Annotated in this window: 15 protein-coding genes; 9 read left to right on the top strand and 6 right to left on the bottom strand. The window is 73.1% G+C overall.

What is annotated here, in order from left to right; translation table 11 throughout:
- Positions 1-191 precede the first annotated feature (191 nt).
- The 4 genes from D6718_13180 (at position 192) to D6718_13165 (ending at position 3063) form a co-directional block, all read left to right on the top strand.
- Complete coding sequence (locus D6718_13180; GenBank protein RMG42965.1) at positions 192-428, top strand: 50S ribosomal protein L31; 237 nt, start codon at positions 192-194, stop codon at positions 426-428.
- A 67-nt stretch (positions 429-495) separates the two neighbouring features.
- Positions 496-1572 carry a peptide chain release factor 1 gene (gene prfA, locus D6718_13175; protein RMG42966.1) on the top strand — a complete coding sequence of 359 codons (1077 nt, stop codon included), beginning with the start codon at positions 496-498 and terminating at the stop codon, positions 1570-1572.
- On the top strand, positions 1569-2435 hold the full coding sequence (gene prmC, locus D6718_13170) for a peptide chain release factor N(5)-glutamine methyltransferase (protein RMG42964.1): 867 nt from the start codon (positions 1569-1571) through the stop codon (positions 2433-2435). The genes prfA and prmC overlap by 4 nt, the downstream gene beginning before the upstream one ends.
- 151 nt (positions 2436-2586) lie before the next feature.
- Complete coding sequence (locus D6718_13165; GenBank protein RMG42963.1) at positions 2587-3063, top strand: Hsp20/alpha crystallin family protein; 477 nt, start codon at positions 2587-2589, stop codon at positions 3061-3063.
- 178 nt (positions 3064-3241) lie between these two features.
- Here the strand turns inward: D6718_13165 and rsmI are convergent, their stop codons facing one another.
- A complete protein-coding gene (gene rsmI / locus D6718_13160; protein RMG42962.1) occupies positions 3242-4093 on the bottom strand; it encodes a 16S rRNA (cytidine(1402)-2'-O)-methyltransferase in 852 nt (283 codons plus the stop codon).
- On the bottom strand, positions 4090-5268 hold the full coding sequence (locus D6718_13155; protein ID RMG42961.1) for a hypothetical protein: 1179 nt from the start codon (positions 5266-5268) through the stop codon (positions 4090-4092). Before D6718_13155 ends, rsmI begins: the two co-directional genes overlap by 4 nt.
- 194 nt (positions 5269-5462) lie before the next feature.
- On the opposite strand from D6718_13155, the gene D6718_13150 reads away from it, so the two are divergent.
- Entirely contained in the window at positions 5463-7871 is a 2409-nt protein-coding gene (locus tag D6718_13150; protein RMG42960.1) for an LPS-assembly protein LptD, read from the top strand.
- Positions 7868-8752 carry a dTDP-4-dehydrorhamnose reductase gene (gene rfbD / locus D6718_13145; protein ID RMG42959.1) on the top strand — a complete coding sequence of 295 codons (885 nt, stop codon included), beginning with the start codon at positions 7868-7870 and terminating at the stop codon, positions 8750-8752. The genes D6718_13150 and rfbD overlap by 4 nt, the downstream gene beginning before the upstream one ends.
- Before the next feature lie 13 nt (positions 8753-8765).
- On the opposite strand, the gene D6718_13140 is transcribed toward rfbD, so the two are convergent.
- Positions 8766-10361: a DUF1501 domain-containing protein gene (locus tag D6718_13140; protein ID RMG42958.1), complete on the bottom strand. Its 1596-nt coding sequence runs from the start codon at positions 10359-10361 to the stop codon at positions 8766-8768.
- 31 nt (positions 10362-10392) lie between these two features.
- Between D6718_13140 and D6718_13135 the strand changes: the two genes are divergently transcribed.
- From D6718_13135 to D6718_13125, 3 genes are read left to right on the top strand one after another with little or no spacing between them, the layout of a single operon-like run.
- On the top strand, positions 10393-10959 hold the full coding sequence (locus D6718_13135) for a hypothetical protein (protein RMG42957.1): 567 nt from the start codon (positions 10393-10395) through the stop codon (positions 10957-10959).
- Positions 10947-11960, top strand: coding sequence for a hypothetical protein (locus D6718_13130; protein RMG42956.1), 1014 nt, complete (start codon positions 10947-10949; stop codon positions 11958-11960). The genes D6718_13135 and D6718_13130 overlap by 13 nt, the downstream gene beginning before the upstream one ends.
- A gap of 40 nt (positions 11961-12000) precedes the next feature.
- Positions 12001-12273, top strand: coding sequence for a hypothetical protein (locus tag D6718_13125; GenBank protein RMG42955.1), 273 nt, complete (start codon positions 12001-12003; stop codon positions 12271-12273).
- On the opposite strand, the gene grpE is transcribed toward D6718_13125, so the two are convergent.
- From grpE to D6718_13110, 3 genes are read right to left on the bottom strand one after another with little or no spacing between them, the layout of a single operon-like run.
- Entirely contained in the window at positions 12258-12872 is a 615-nt protein-coding gene (gene grpE / locus D6718_13120; protein RMG42954.1) for a nucleotide exchange factor GrpE, read from the bottom strand. The two genes, D6718_13125 and grpE, sit on opposite strands and share 16 nt — an antisense overlap.
- Positions 12873-12897: 25 nt before the next feature.
- Positions 12898-14253, bottom strand: coding sequence for a PDZ domain-containing protein (locus tag D6718_13115; protein ID RMG42953.1), 1356 nt, complete (start codon positions 14251-14253; stop codon positions 12898-12900).
- Positions 14254-14281: 28 nt separating this feature from the next.
- Positions 14282-14707 carry an Hsp20/alpha crystallin family protein gene (locus D6718_13110; protein RMG42952.1) on the bottom strand — a complete coding sequence of 142 codons (426 nt, stop codon included), beginning with the start codon at positions 14705-14707 and terminating at the stop codon, positions 14282-14284.
- Positions 14708-14793: the final 86 nt, after the last annotated feature.

Genomic DNA, 14793 nt, shown 5'->3' with positions numbered 1-14793 from the left:
GAAGGCGCTCGACCAGATGAACTCGGTGGAGGCCATGGAACTGCTCCTCGACCGCCTGCGCCGGGCCAAGACCAACGCCGAGTTCCTCGCCAGCATGGCCGCGTGAGGGCGCGCTGGCGGGGCGCGGGCGGGCCGCCTAGAATCGCCCGACGCCGCGGCCGCCGTCCGCGGCGCCCGCGAGGTGCGACGCCATGAAGCCCGCAATCCATCCCGAGTATCACGAGGTGACCGTCCAGTGCGCCTGTGGGGCCACCTTCCGGACGCGGAGCACGCGGAAGGACCTGCGGGTCGAGCTGTGCTCGCATTGCCATCCCTTCTTCACCGGCAAGCAGAAGCTCGTCGACACCGCGGGGCGCGTGGAGCGGTTCCAGCGCCGCTACCAGGCGGCCGAGAAGAAGGCCCAGCGCCGCCGCAAGGGCAAGAGCTGAGCGCGGCGCCGGCCCGGGGCCCGGCCGCCCCGCCGCGGTCCCTGACGCCATGAACGCCGGACCGCCGATCCTCGAGAAGATCGCCGCCCTGGAGCGGGAGTTCTCCCGCCTGGGGGAGCTGATGGCCGATCCGGCGGTCGCTTCCGACAAGGACCGCTACCGCGAGTGCGCCACCCGGTATGCGGAACTGCAGCCGCTGGTCGAGACGGCCCGCGAGCTGCGCCGCGTCGAGGAGGAGCTCGAGCAGGCGCGCAAGCTCGCCCGGGAGGAGCCGGACGAGGAGATGCGGGCGATGGCGCGGGAGGAGGCCGCGCGGCTCCAGGAGCGGCGCGAGGACCTGCAGCGCCGGCTGCAGCACCTCCTGATCCCGCCGGATCCGCTCGACAAGAAGAACGTCGTCCTCGAGGTGCGCGCGGGGACGGGCGGCGACGAGGCCACGCTCTTTGCCGCGGAACTGCTCCGCATGTACCAGCGGTATGCCGAGTCGCGCGGATGGCGGTTCGAGATCGTCGACCTGTCGGAAAGCGAGATCGGCGGGGTCAAGGAGGCCATCGTCAACGTCTCGGGCGACGGCGTCTACTCCCGCCTGAAATTCGAATCGGGGGTCCACCGCGTGCAGAGGGTGCCGGCCACCGAGTCGCAGGGCCGCATCCACACGTCCGCCGCCACGGTGGCCGTCCTTCCCGAGGCGGAGGAGGTGGAGGTCTCCATCGACGAGGAGAAGGAGCTGCGGGTGGACAGCTTCTCCGCCTCCGGCCCCGGGGGGCAGCACGTCAACCGGACCGCCTCCGCCGTGCGCCTCACGCACATCCCGACCGGAATCGTGGTCCAGTGCCAGGACGAGAAGTCGTGGCACAAGAACCGGGCCAAGGCGATGCGCGTCCTCCGCGCCCGCCTGCTGGACCTCAAGCGGCGCGAACAGCACGAGAAGGAGGCCGCGGCGCGCCGGGGACAGATCGGCACGGGTGACCGCTCGCAGAAGATCCGGACCTACAACTTCCCCCAGGGGCGGGTGACCGATCACCGGATCAACCTCACGCTCCACCGGCTGGAAGCGGTGATGAACGGCGATCTGGACGAGCTGATCGAGGCGCTCGCCGCCTCCGACCGGGCGGAGCGGATGAGGGCGCAGGGGACCGATTGAGTTCCGGAGGTTCCGACCCGCTCGCCCTGATCGCCGAAGCCTCCCGGCGGCTCCGGGCCGCCGGCGTCCCCTCGCCGCGGCACGATGCCGAGCTGCTGTTGGCGCACGCCTGCGGGCGGGACCGGGCGGCGCTCCTCGCCGGCCGCCAGCCGGTGTCGGCGCCGGAACGGGAGCGGTTCCGGCGCCTCGTGGAGCGGAGGGCCGCGCGGGAGCCGCTGCAGCACATCCTCGGGCGATGGCCCTTCCTGGACCTCGACCTGAAGGTGGACGGGCGGGCCCTCGTTCCCCGTCCGGAGACGGAGGACCTCGCCCTGGCGGTGCTCGCCCGCCTGCCCGAGGACCGCCCCCTCCTCGTGGCGGACGTCGGCACCGGAGGGGGGTGCCTGGCGCTGGCGATCGCCAGCGCCCGCCCGCTGGCCCGGGTGGTCGCCGTCGACCTCGAGCCGGCGGCTCTCGCCCTGGCGGCCGAGAATGCGGCCGCTTGCGGCCTCGCTGGCCGGGTCCGTTTCGTCCGCGCCGACCTCCTCGCGCCGGTGGCCCCCGCGGGGGCGTTCGATCTGGTGGTCTCCAATCCGCCCTACGTCGCCCCGGAGGAACTGCCGCACCTGGACCCGGAGGTGCGCCGGCACGAGCCCCGGAGCGCCCTGGTGGCCGGCCGGGGAGGTCTGGCGGTGATCGACCGCCTCGTCAGCCAGGCACCGGCGCGCCTGGCGCCGGGAGGACTGCTGGCTCTCGAGATCGCCCCCGCCCAGGCGCGGGCGGCCCTCGGGCGGCTCCGGGCCGCAGGTCTGGCGGACGCCGCCGTTCTGCCGGACCGGTTCGGCCGGCCACGCGTGGCTCTCGCGCGCCGCCCGGAGGCTTGACAACGATCGGCGCCGATCCCACAAGCTCAGCGGGCCGCCGCGCGGCCCCGGTCATTCGTTCGGACGACAGCGCGGTGAGGCGCGGCAAGCACTGGCCTGGCGTGGATTCGGAACCGATCTGTTCGACGAGATCCGCAGCTCGTTCGAGTCGATGCAGCGCGAGATGGACAACCTCCTGCGCCGGACGCGCCCGGCCCTGACCGGCCGGACCGAGACGGAGATGACCCCGGCGCAGCGCGAGAAGTACGGGAACCTTCCCTTCTGGAGCGGCTACCCGGCCGTGGACGCCTGGATCGAGGACCACAACCTCCACGTGAACGCCGAGCTGCCCGGCATGAAGCCGGACGACATCGAGGTGCTGGTCGAGAACAACCAGCTCGTCATCCGCGGCCGGCGGACGATGGAGCGGACGGAGAAGGACAGGAACTACCTGCTCCGCGAGGTGGGCGAGGGCTGGTTCGAGCGCCGCTTCACGCTGCCGGAAGGCATCGACGCGGACAAGATCAACGCGTCGTACGAGAACGGCGTCCTGCACCTGACGCTGCCCGCCAGCGAGCAGCTCGCTCCGAGGAAGGTCCCCATCCAGATCGGCTCGGGCGAGAAGAAGGCGGAGGCGGCGCACGCCTGATCCGGGCGTGGCGCCTGCCCGAGGGGCCCCTCGCGGGGCCCCTTTTCGTTTCGATCACGCCCGAGGGCGGGGGGTTCCCCGCGGCGGCGATCGCAGGACCGCGGCGGCCGGACTCGGCATCAGCCTCGCGGCCCGTCGCGGGCGGCTGCGGGGCCGCCCCCCGCGTCCCTTCCCCGCCTCACTCGAAAAGCGCGCGGAGGCGGCGCCGGACCTCGGCTCGCGTCGCCCCGAGCCGGCGGGCCAGGCGCGCGACGGCTCGACCCAGGTCGTCCTCCTCGTGCTCGAGGGCCTCCCGGAGCGATGTCACCAGCTCCGGATCGGCCGGAGGCGAATCGCCGCCCGCGGCGGGCCCGACCACCAGGACGAACTCGCCGCGGATGCGCCCGCGGGCCTCGAGGGCGGCGTGGAGTTCGGGAAGCGAGCCGCGCAGGATCTCCTCGTGCAGTTTGGTCAGCTCGCGTCCGAGGCAGGCGGGGCGGGCGCCGAGGATCTCCGCCGCGTCCCCGAGGGCCTCCACGATCCGGTGCGGCGCTTCGTAGAGCACGATCGTGTCGGGGAACCGCGCGAGGTCGCGCAGTGCCCGGCGCCGCGCCGCTCGCTTGGACGGCAGGAACCCGGCGAAGAGGAACCGGTCGGCGGAGAACCCGCTCGCCGAGAGGGCCGCGGTCACCGCGCTGGGGCCGGGAATCGGCTCGACGCGGCAACCCGCGGCGGCGGCGGCGGCCACCAAGCGTGCGCCGGGGTCGGAGATGCCGGGCGTGCCGCCGTCGGTGACGAGGGCGAGGTTCTCGCCCCGCTCCAGACGCGCCACCAGCTCGCCGGTGCGCCGGGCCTCGCTGAACCGGTGCGCGGAGAGGAGGGGCCGCGACAGGCCGAGGCGGGCCAGGAGCTTCCGGGTGCGCCGCGTGTCCTCCGCGACCACGGCCTCCGCCTCGCGCAGGGCCTCCACCGCCCGGGGCGAGAGGTCCCCCAGATTGCCGATGGGGGTGGCGACGACGCGAAGCGTGCCGGGTTTGGCGGAGGACGTCATCGCTTCTTCCTCCGCGCCGCTTCGCGCCGCGCCTGCGCGCGTTCCCAGCGCTGGCGGCGCTTCTCCCGGCGGCGCCGCGCGGCGGCCCGCGCTCGGGCCTCGCGTTCCGAAGGGGGTTCCGGCGAAGCCAAGGCACGTTTCTGGCCGACCGCGGAGGTTCCGGCCAGAAGGGCCCGGCGCCGCGGAAGGCTCCGCGGATCGACCGGGCCACGTCCGACGGGCAGCTCCGCCGAGACCGCGGGACCGGTCACGTGGGGGGCGGTCAGCGGCTCGGAGACCAGAGCCTCGAGGTCCGCCACGAGGTCCCCGAACGGGTACAGCCGCACCGCCTCCGGCAGGCGGCGAGCGAGGCCGCGATCGCGCGTCGCCACCTCCGGCGGAGCCCCGCCGGCCGCCAGCCTCCGCGCCTCGAGAACGATCCAGTCGTCCGCTTCGGCAGGGGGCTCGACGTGCACCACGCGCACCCGGCTCCCCCCGGGGGCGGTGCCGGAACGGGCGCCGTCCCAGACCAGGGCGACCCGCCGGCGCCTGGCCACCGCCCACGTCTCGAGGAGCTCGGTCAGGCGGTCCCGGGCGGCCGGCGTCGGCTCGGCGCCTTCGCGCTCGAGGAGGGCGAGGAGGAGGTTCCACCCGTCGACGAGGAGCCAGGGGTTTCGGGACGGCGTCATCGGCTCTCTCCTCGGGGCCGCCGGGCCCCGGCCGCATTCTCCGGCATAATCGCGCGGGAGAGGGAACGGCGGATGGCGGCCGACGATCATCCGGTCCTGTTCACGGTCGGACACTCGGATCGAAGTGGCCAGGAGCTCGTCGAGCTGCTCCGGGCGGCTGGCGTGCGCGTCGTGGTCGACGTGCGCTCCCATCCTTGGAGCCGGCGCCATCCGTGGCACGGCCGGACCGAGATGGAAAAGCTCCTCCGCGAGTCCGGCATCGAGTACCGGTGGCTGGGAGCCACGCTCGGCGGGCACCGGCCCGACGGCTACGCCACCCACCGCGACACCGAGACCTACCGGCGGGGCCTCGAGGAGCTGCTCCAGCTCGCCCGTCTCCGCACCGCGGCCCTGCTGTGCGCGGAGCGGGAGCCCTGGCACTGCCACCGCCGGTTCATCGCGGACGACGCCATGCGCCGCGGGTTCATCGTCCGCCACATCCTCGACGAGCAGACGCTGGTTCCGCATCAGAAACCGCTGCTCTGAGGCCGAGCGGGGTCGATGCGCCCGGGGGGCCCGGCTATCCTCTGGGGCGCCGCGGACGGAGCCGGCCGCCTCGAGACGAGGGGCGGAGCCGGACGGCCCGCACCGCCGGCCCGCGGCGCGGATGCGGGACCGGCGGAGCCGCCGGGAGGAGCGGCTGCCGCGCGGCGAGGAATCCGATGTCGACGACCCACGGCAGGAAGGCGGGGGCGTGGCGCCGCCTCGGCGGGATCCTGCTCGCCGCCGGGCTGCTGGCGGCGCCCGCGTCGGCCGAGGAGGCTCTCCGCGCTTCGGGCGGGATCCCGGGCGTCAAGAACGTCGCCTTCGACCGGTTCACCGACAGCCCCGAAGCCACCCGCTTCGAGGGGAACGTCGACATCGAATTGGATGGCGGCCGGCTGATCGCGGACGAAGTCGTCTACGACAAGCGGGAGGGGCTGCTGACCGCCGCCGGCAGCGTGGTGCTCTCCTTCGAGGGCGCGGTGCTCGCGGGGAGCCGGCTGACCTACCGGCTCGCCGACGGAACGGGATCGATCGAGGACGTCGTCGGCTACCTCGAGGAGGACCAGGCGATCCTCCGCGCGAAGCGGGTGGACCGTGTCGGCCCTCGCCGCCTCCGGGTCGAGCGCGCGGAGTTCACCACCTGCACCCAGCCCACACCGTACTGGTCGTTCCGCGTGGCGCGGGGAACGTTCGATCTCGGGCGCTACGCGTACCTGCACGGCGTGGCGTTTCGGGCCAGCAAGCTGCCCCTGTTCTACACGCCCTACCTGGTGTGGCCGATCAAGTCCGAGCGGGCCTCGGGACTCCTCTTTCCCGAGTTCCACTCGTCGGACAAGCTCGGCGAGAGCGTTTCCTTGCCCGTCTACTGGGCCTTCGCCGACAACGCGGACGTGACCTTCTATCTCGATTACCACACCAAGGTCGGCCCGGCGATCGGGGCCGAGCTCGTGTGGCTTCCCACCTGGAACGGAAAGGCGGAAGGCTACGCCTACTGGATCAACGACCGCGTCCGGCGGAAGACCCGCTACCGCGTCGACTGGCACCAGCGGCAGCTCCTGCCGCTCGACTTCAAGCTCACCGCCGACATCGAGCAGATCTCGGATTTCGACTACACGATCGACTACGAGACGGACCTCGACCGCGCGGGCATACCGGAGACGCGGTCCACCATCGACCTGACCCGGCTCTGGTCGTGGTACTCGCTGTCGGTCCGCGCCGAGCAGCACGAGCAGTTCTTCGTCGCCGGGAGCCCCGGTCTCCGGCTGATCGGCGAGAAGGTGATCAACACGCAGCTCCCCGAGATCGAGCTGCGAAGCCGGAGCCGCCGCCTCGGACGCAGCCCCGTCCACTTCGCGTTCGTCAGCTCGATCACCGGGTTCCGGAAGCAGTTCTTCGGCGATCCCGCCGCTCCGGTCGCCCGTGAGGAGGATCTCGCGCCGCGTGGCGACAACGCGTGGGCCCGCGCCGACTTCGCGCCCCGCCTGGAGGTGCCCCTGGTCCGGTCCCCTTGGCTCGATCTCCAGGTCGACGCCGCCTGGAGAGGAACGTGGTACTCGGCGCGTCGCGATCCGGCCGACCCACGCGGCATCGACCGGGAACCGCTCTTCCGCAGCCTGTGGAGCGCAGGGATCACGGTGTCGGGGCCCCGGCTCCAGCGGGTGTTCGACACCGCCGGCTGGGAGTTCACACCCCGCCTCAAGCACGTGATCGAGCCCTTCCTTCGCTACGAGTGGCGCCCCGAGGCCGGGAGCGCCGCGGCGGACGTCCTCGTAGTGGACGAGGTCGACGCCGTTCCGGGGCAGCTCTCCCAGGTCGCCTACGGCATTCGGCAGCGCCTCTACGCGCTGCGGCCCGCGAGCGGCGGGCGGCCGGTCAGCCTCGCGACCGCCCCGGGCAATTCCTTCGACGATCTGGACCGGGTGCGCCAGGAGGCGGAGGAGCGGGAAGAGGAGAGCCGGGCCTCCGACCCGGGGGCGGCGGTCGCCGTGGCCGAGAACCTCAACCCGGCGGAGATCCTCAGCGTCGAGCTGTCCCAGAGCTACTCCTTCGTCGGTGACTTGTCGTTCCGGCGCGCCTGCACCTCGTTCGCCGGCGGCCGCTGCGTGGCGAGCCGGGTGGTGGGGAGTCGCCCGTACTCCCCCGTGAGCCTCCGCCTGCGTTTCAATCCGACTCCCGCTCAGAGCGTGGACGCGGCCTACGTCGTCGACCCGCTCAACCGCGCACTCACGGAGACCAGCATCAGCGCCATGCTCCAGTTCCCGCGGGGTGGGTTCTTCCGCGGCTCTTGGTACCGGAGCCGGCCGCCCGATCCCGCATCGGCCTCCGGCCGCGACTTCCTGCGAACCAGCTGGGGCATCGCCCGCGGCCGGCGGTTGAGGTTCGAGTCCGATCTGGACTACGACCTGGAGACGAACCAGCTCGACCACCAGTTCTACCGGATCTCGTACAACACGCAGTGTTGTTCGGTCCGGCTCGGCTACGACCGGCGGGACTTCGCGGCGAACGCGAGACAGGAGTACACACTGGTGATCAACCTCAGCGGCCTCGGCGACGTGATCGACGTCAAGAAGACGAGCAAGCCATGACTTCGGACACGGCGCCTCCAGGGGGGACCACCCGCCCGCTCCGCCCGCTGATCCTCGGAGCGGGCGGTCTGGTGGGGTCCGCGCTCGGCGAGTACTTCGAGCGCCGGTATCCCGACACGGTCTCGGCGACCCGGGTCGAGCTCGACATCACCGACCGGTGGCGTCTCGAGGCGGAGCTGGAGCGGCTCCAGCCGAACGTCGTCATCAATGCCGCCGCGCTCGCCGACGTCGACCGCTGCGAGGCCGACCCGCTTGCGGCCCGCCGCATCAACGAGGAGGGACCGGCGAACCTGGCTGCCGCCTGCGCGGGCGCTCGTTGCAAGGTGGTCCACATCTCCACCGACTACGTCTTCGATGGAAACGCGCGCAGAGAGTACGACGAAGCCGATCCGCCCAACCCGATCAACGTCTACGGGGTGACGAAGCTGCGCGGCGAGATGGCCGTGCTCGAGCGCCTCCCGGACGCGCTCGTCGTCCGGACGTCGTTCGTCTTCGGTCCGGGACGGCCGACCTTCGCCGACCGCATCCTGGAGGCGCTGCGCCGCGGCGAGCGGGTCCGCGCGGTGCCCCAGTGGATCAACAAGCCGACGCACACGGGCGAGATCGCCGCGGGCGTCGAGCGGCTGCTCCTGGCCGGGGAGACCGGGCTGTGGCACGTGGCCTCGTCGCCCGCGGTGGACAAGCTGACCTTCGCCAGGAAAGTCGCCGAGCTCGCGGGGTTCGATCCCGGGAGCATCGAGGCCGTTCCGCCCGAGGCGCTCGGACTGCGCGCCCCGCGCCCGCTGCGGACCCCCCTCTCCACGGCCCGCTACGAAGCGCGCTTCGGTCCCGTCCTCGGAGGCTGGGAGGCGGCGCTCGCCGCCCACCTGGCGGCCCGTTGAGCCCGGGCCCGCGTCAGGGCGCGGCTGCGGGGCGGGGGAGGAGCTTGCGGATCGATTCCGGGAGCCAGCGGGCCCGCCACGGCTGCCCGCCGGCTCGCTCCGGCTGGAAGGGATCGGGATCGCCGGGGGCCCGGTCCCACAGAGCGAGCAGGGGATCGCGGGTGCGGGCGAGGAACGCTCGCAGCTCCGCCCGGAGCGCGGCGAGCGTGGCGGCGCGGGCCGGGTCTTCCGCGAGGTTGCGGCGTTCGCCCGGATCCTCCTCCAGGTCGTACAGCTCCTCGGCCGGGCGGATCACCAGCCGCGCCAGCCGGGCGAGGTTCTCGGGAGACCGGTCGATCTCCCCCGGTGTGCCGCCGTTGCCGAGGCGGAACTCGACGTCGGGCCGGAGGTTCCGGATGAACTTGTAACGGCCGGCGACGATGCTCCGCTGGGGGTAGTACTGGAAGCCCCGCGAGTAGGTGTGCGTGCCGAACACCGGCGGGTGCTCCTCGGAGCGGCCTTCGAGCAGGGGCAGGAGCGAGACGCCGTCCGCCCGCGGGTCGGGCCGCATCCCCATGATCTCCGCGAAGGTCGGCGCCAGATCGACGAGGCTCACCGGGACCGGAACGCGCCGGCCGGCCGGGAGGCGGCCGGGCCACCGGACCACGAGCGGAACTCGAACCCCCGGCTCGTACAGGGTGCGCTTGGCTCCGTCGAAGGGAGGACCGTGATCGCTGGTCACGAAAACGGCCGTGCTCCGGGCCAGGCCGCGCCGGTCGAGTTCCGCGAGGAGGGCGGCGAGCGTTCGGTCGAACCGCTCGACGCGCCGGTTGTATTTCGAAAGGCGGATCCGGGTCGCCCGCTTGACCACCACGAATCCGGGAACGGTCAGCTTGTCCGGCGCCAGGCGTACCGGCCGGGGGAGCGGGAACTCCGGTTGCTGCTCCGAGGGTTCGTGGGGATCGTGCGGGTTGATCATCAGGAAGAACGGGCGGCCCCGGCGCGCCGCCGCGTCGAGCAGGCGTCCGGCGATCTTCGCGATCCCCGCCGTGTCGCCCTGACGGAAGGACGTCCATGGCCGCGCCCAGGGGAAAGCGTCGGCGGGCGCGGCGTGGAGTTTGCCCGCGCCCGCCGCGAAGGAACCCGCCCGGCGGGCGAGCTCAGCGACCGTCGGCACCCCCGGATCGAGCCGGAACCCGTCGCCGACGAAGCCGAGCATGCCGATCCCGTGGGGATAGCGGCCCGTGTAGATCGCAGCGCGACTGGGGCAGCAGATCCCGGTCGTCGCGTAGGCGCGCTCGAAGAGGACGCCTTCGCGCGCGAGAGCGTCGAGGGCGGGCGTCCGCACCAGCGTCTCGCCGTACGCGCCGGCCTGAAGGCCGAGGTCGTCGGCCACGACGAGGAGGATGTTGGGCCCCGGCGGCGGGACGGGCCCGGGCCGGAGCACGGCGCAGCCAGCCGCGGCGGCGATCCAGGCGGCCAGGAGGAGCCGGAGGGGCGATCCCCGGCGATCCCATCGGTGTCGATCGTCCCTCACCCTTCGGCTTCCGATCCCGCAAGCCCGCGGCCGCGCGAGAATACGCCGGCCGGGGAGCTCCGGCCACGGGCGGTTAGAATGACGCCGGCGCACCGGCGGCGCGCGGGCGCCGGGAGAACGGGCGATGTCGGAGCGATGGCCCGCGCTGGCGGCCGCGGCGGCCCTTCTCGTGGCACCGGGGACCCTCGCGGACGGCGATCCGCTCGGCGGGGAGGATCTCGTGCAGCAGGTCGTCAGGGAGGAGCGGCAGCGGGAGCGCCGCGTTCTCGGCCTGGCGGGGGCGGGGGTGGCCTACCCCTCGAAGGTCGAGGCGTCCCTCGGCGCCCTCGTCTACACGATGCCGGCCGCCTACGACTGCCGGAACCTGTGCCGGTTCGAGGGCCTGCTCGTCCGCGCCGAGCCGGGCCTGTCCGCCGGGCGGCTGGGAATCGGCTACGGGCGGGTCTACGGCGGCGCGGCGGGCCAGCCCGCCTTCCTGCACCACCCGCATCTCGGACTTTCGCTCGAGGCCTCCTTCCTCCGCACCTGGAGGGACGCGCCGCTGAGCCCGCCCGTGCGGAGCTTCGCCGGGCTGCAGGCGCGGGTCACGGTGATCGGGGTGCGCTTCAGCGCGGGGGTCTACCGGCAGGTCTCCGGCGGGCCGGCGGAGGATCCGTGGCTCGTGACGGGAGGGATCGGATGGGGGTTCTGAAGAGGGCGCGGTGCCGGGCCCGGTTGCTGCTGGCGCTCGCTGCGGTGTGCGCCCCTCCCGCCGCCGCCCTCGAGACGGACCAGTTCTACGCCTGGACCGACCCGCCGCGGGACGCGACCGCGGCGGTCAACGCCAAGTTCCAGGCCGAGATCGAGGGTGCACTGGAGCGCGTGAACGCCGGCCGCACCCCGCCGAGCTGCCACGAGGTGGCGCGCCGGATCATGTGGCGGTTCCGGTTCGTGATGTTCCAGAACATCGAGGTCTGGGCCATGAACACCCGCCTGGTCGAACGCGTCCCGCGGACGCCGGAGGAGATGGCCCGCTACCTCGATGCCTCCATTTACGGCGAACGGGGCCCGATCGACATCGGGATGAGCATTCCCCCGAGCCCCACGATCCAGGTGGCCGGCGTGCTGATGGGCACCGACAAGCTGGGTCACTTCGTCTCGAGCGGCTGGCGCTACTACGAGCGCTACCGCCGGGCCCGGCGCCGCGGACTGCCGGCAGCGGAGGCGGAAGAGCACGCGATCCGCACCGGCATCCTGGTCGAGCGGCTGATCCTGGGCCGAGCCACCAGCGGCGTGTTCTCGCTGGGCGATCTGGAGGCCAACCACGCCGGGATGAGGTTCTACCGCGACCTGTGCGAGGGTGACTCGCCGTGGCTGGTGCTGGAGAAGGGGCGCTGGCGCATGGCGCGGCCGTTCGACATTTCCCGCTACGTGGGTCCGGAATGGGACGAGTCCTATCAGCCGAACGTCTACGCCGAGCGGCGCTGGCGCCGGGTCCGTCCACGCCTTCTGGCCCATTGCCGGGATCTTCTCGATCCCGCCGTTCGGGCCCGCCGCGCCGCCTACGCCTCCCGCGAACGCGAGACGCCGACGGAGCGGATCGTCGCGGAGCTGGTCGCCGAGGGGCGGCTCCCTGATCCGGAACGATTCACCATCGACCGGAACTGCCCGGAGGAGACGGCGCGTCTCGCGCGGAGCTTGCCCGAGCCCTGACGCGGACCGAAGCTCCCCTCCGAAGGGCAGGTGCGCCGGGATGGGCGAGCTGATCATCTTCCCGCGGTGGCGGGTCATCACGCGCGACGAGGGGTCGGCACCGGGCGACCCGGTGGTCCTCATCGACCCCCGGGGTCGGCGCATCATCGTCGAGGAGGTGCTTCGGAGCCGGCTGGTGGCGCCGGCGGACCCCGGCGGCGGCGTTCGCCGCGAGGTCCTCGTGCGGGCCGGCGGGGGAACGTACCTGGCCGTCTACAGCGAGCGGACGGGCCGCTGGGAGGTCCTTCCGGGCCGGACTCAGCCCTCCTCCTGACGGCGGCCGACGCGGACCTGGGCCGGCCTGAGAACCTGGTCCTTGAACCGGTAGCCGGCGCGCAGCTCCTCGGTGACCACGTCGTGCCGCTCCTCCTCACCCACGGGCTCCACGCCGACCGCCTCCGCCACCCGCGGGTCGAACGGCCGGCCCTCGACGTCGATCCGCTCCAGGCCCTCCTGGCGCATGGCGTCCAGGATCTGCTGGCGCACGAGCAAGACGCCCTTCTTGAGCGGTCCCTCCTCGGCGAACTCGAGGGCCCGGTCGAGATTGTCCAGCGCCTCGAGGATCCGTGCGAAGACGCGGCCGATCGCCTCGTCCACTCGCGCCTGCCGGTCCCGCTCGAGCCGCTCGCGGATCCGCTCCTGCTCCTCGCGATAGCGCTGGAACGCCTCCTGGAACTGGGCGAGGCGCTCCTCCGCGGCGCGGGCCCTCGCCTCCGCGGCCTCCAGCGCCGCGGCGGCGGGTTCCGGGCCGGCCGCCTCCTCCACGGCCTCCTGCTCGCGTTCGATTTCGGCGTCGGGTCTCAATTCTCCCTCCGGGGTGAACCGTCGCTTGTCCTTGACCGGGATCCGCTCCACGTCTCGCTTCTCCGCCATGGCTCTTCGAACCTCTCGGGAACGCTCATGCGACCGGCACGATCACGCGGTAGAGCTGCCGGCCGGCGCGAAGCACGAGCGAGGCCGACCGGCTGTAGACGAGCCGCGGCACGGCGTCGTTGAAGTCGGCAAGGCGCCTCATCCGCCTCCCGTTGAGGCTGACGAGGACGACCCCCGGCCGGAGGCCGCGCCGGCCGAGGTCGCTCTCGGGATCGACCTTCGTCACCACGAGGCCGCCCCGGCCCTCCTCGACGGTGAACCCCAGCAGCCGCAACGCGAACTCCGGAACCCGCTCCTCCGGGAAGGCCTGGACGACCAGGCGCCGGGTCGCCTTCGATCCCTCGTGCCAGATCTCGAGTTCCAGCGCCTCGCCGTAAGGGGTCTCGGCGATCGCGGTGTCGAACTCCGCGCGCGAGTCGACCGCCCGTCCCCCGACGGCGAGGATGACGTCGCCCGCGCCGATGCCCGCTTCCGTCGCCGGAGAATCCCGGTAGACCTTCCGCACCAGAAGGCCGCCGTCCCCCGGCCGGAGCCCGAGGGCGCGCGCCTCGGCATCGCCGAGCTCGGCGACGACCAGCCCGGTCCAGGCGGGGCGGAGCTTGCCGAAACGCTTCAGCTCCTCGAAAACCTTCCGCGCCCGGTCGATGGGGATCGCGAAGCCGAGGTTCTGCCCCCCGGCGACGATCTGGGTGTTGATCCCGACGAGGCGGCCTTCGATGTCGAGGAGGGCGCCGCCGGAGTTGCCGGGGTTGATCGCCGCGTCGGTCTGGAGGAAATCGGCCCATTGCGTCCGCTCGTCGGGCCCGGTGAGCGTCCGCCCCTTGGCGGACAGGACCCCGACCGTCACCGTGTTCTGCAGCCCGAACGGGTTGCCGATCGCGATCAACGTCTCGCCGATCATCAGATCGTCGGACCGCCCCATCGGAACCGAGGGCCACGGTCCCGGCTCGGCCAGCTTGAGGACCGCCAGGTCCGAGGCCCGGTCGCCGCCCACCAGCTCGGCCTCGACCTGCCGGCCGTCGGCGAGCGTCACCGTGATCCGCGAGGCGGCGGAGACCACGTGATCGTTGGTGAGAACGTACCCCTCGGGATCGACGATCACGCCGGAGCCGAGAGAGTTCTGGACCATGGTCCGCCCGGGCGCGTGCGGCCCGCGGCCGAAGAACCAGTCGAAGGGATCGAACCAGTCGTAATAGGGATTGCGGACGAGCACCTCGGTGGAGACGTTCACCACCGCCGGCCCGACCTTCTCGACGGCCCGGACCACGGCGTTCCGGCGCTCCACCTGCGCGCCGGCCGGGGCGCACGTCGCCGCCGCGGCGGCCAGCACGAGGGCGGCCGCCCGGAACGGGTGGCGGCGCTCGGAAACGGTCGTCCTCATCGCCTTCAGGTGCGTCCGGCCGGAGCCGTCAGCGGTGCTGGATCGGGATCCGCCGTGCCGCGCGCGCCTCCCGACGGTCGATGACGATCTCCAGCACGCCGTCGCTCGCGGAGGCGCGAACCGAATCGGGGTCGATGCCGTCCGGAAGCGCGTACCGCCGCGCGAAGCTGCCGAACGGCCGCTCCAGCCGGCAGGCCGCCGAGGCGTCCAGGCCCTGGGGCGGCCGCCGCCGGCCGGCCAGGATCAGGTGGCCCCCCTCGACCCTGACGTCGAGATCCTCGGGGGAGACCCCCGGCACGTCGGCGAGCAGCACGATCCGGTCCGGCAGCTCGTACAGGTCGACGCGCGGGATCCAGTCGCCCGCCGCCGCGGGCGCCTCGCCCGGCTCGAGCCGGCCCATCAGGTCCTCGAAAATGCGGTTGATTCGGGTTCTCAGCTCGAGCAGGTCGTCCATCGGTCCCTCCCGGGCACCCGAGTGTAGCAGCGGCGGCGCGCGCGGCGCAGCGGACGCCGGCTCCCGGGGGCCGCCGGCCCCCGGGG

It is taken from the genome of Acidobacteriota bacterium (assembly GCA_003696075.1).
GTDB lineage: Bacteria > Acidobacteriota > Polarisedimenticolia > J045 > J045 > J045.
The sequence above is the reverse complement of the archived record's forward strand: the minus strand, read 5'-3'. Positions and strand labels throughout refer to the sequence as shown.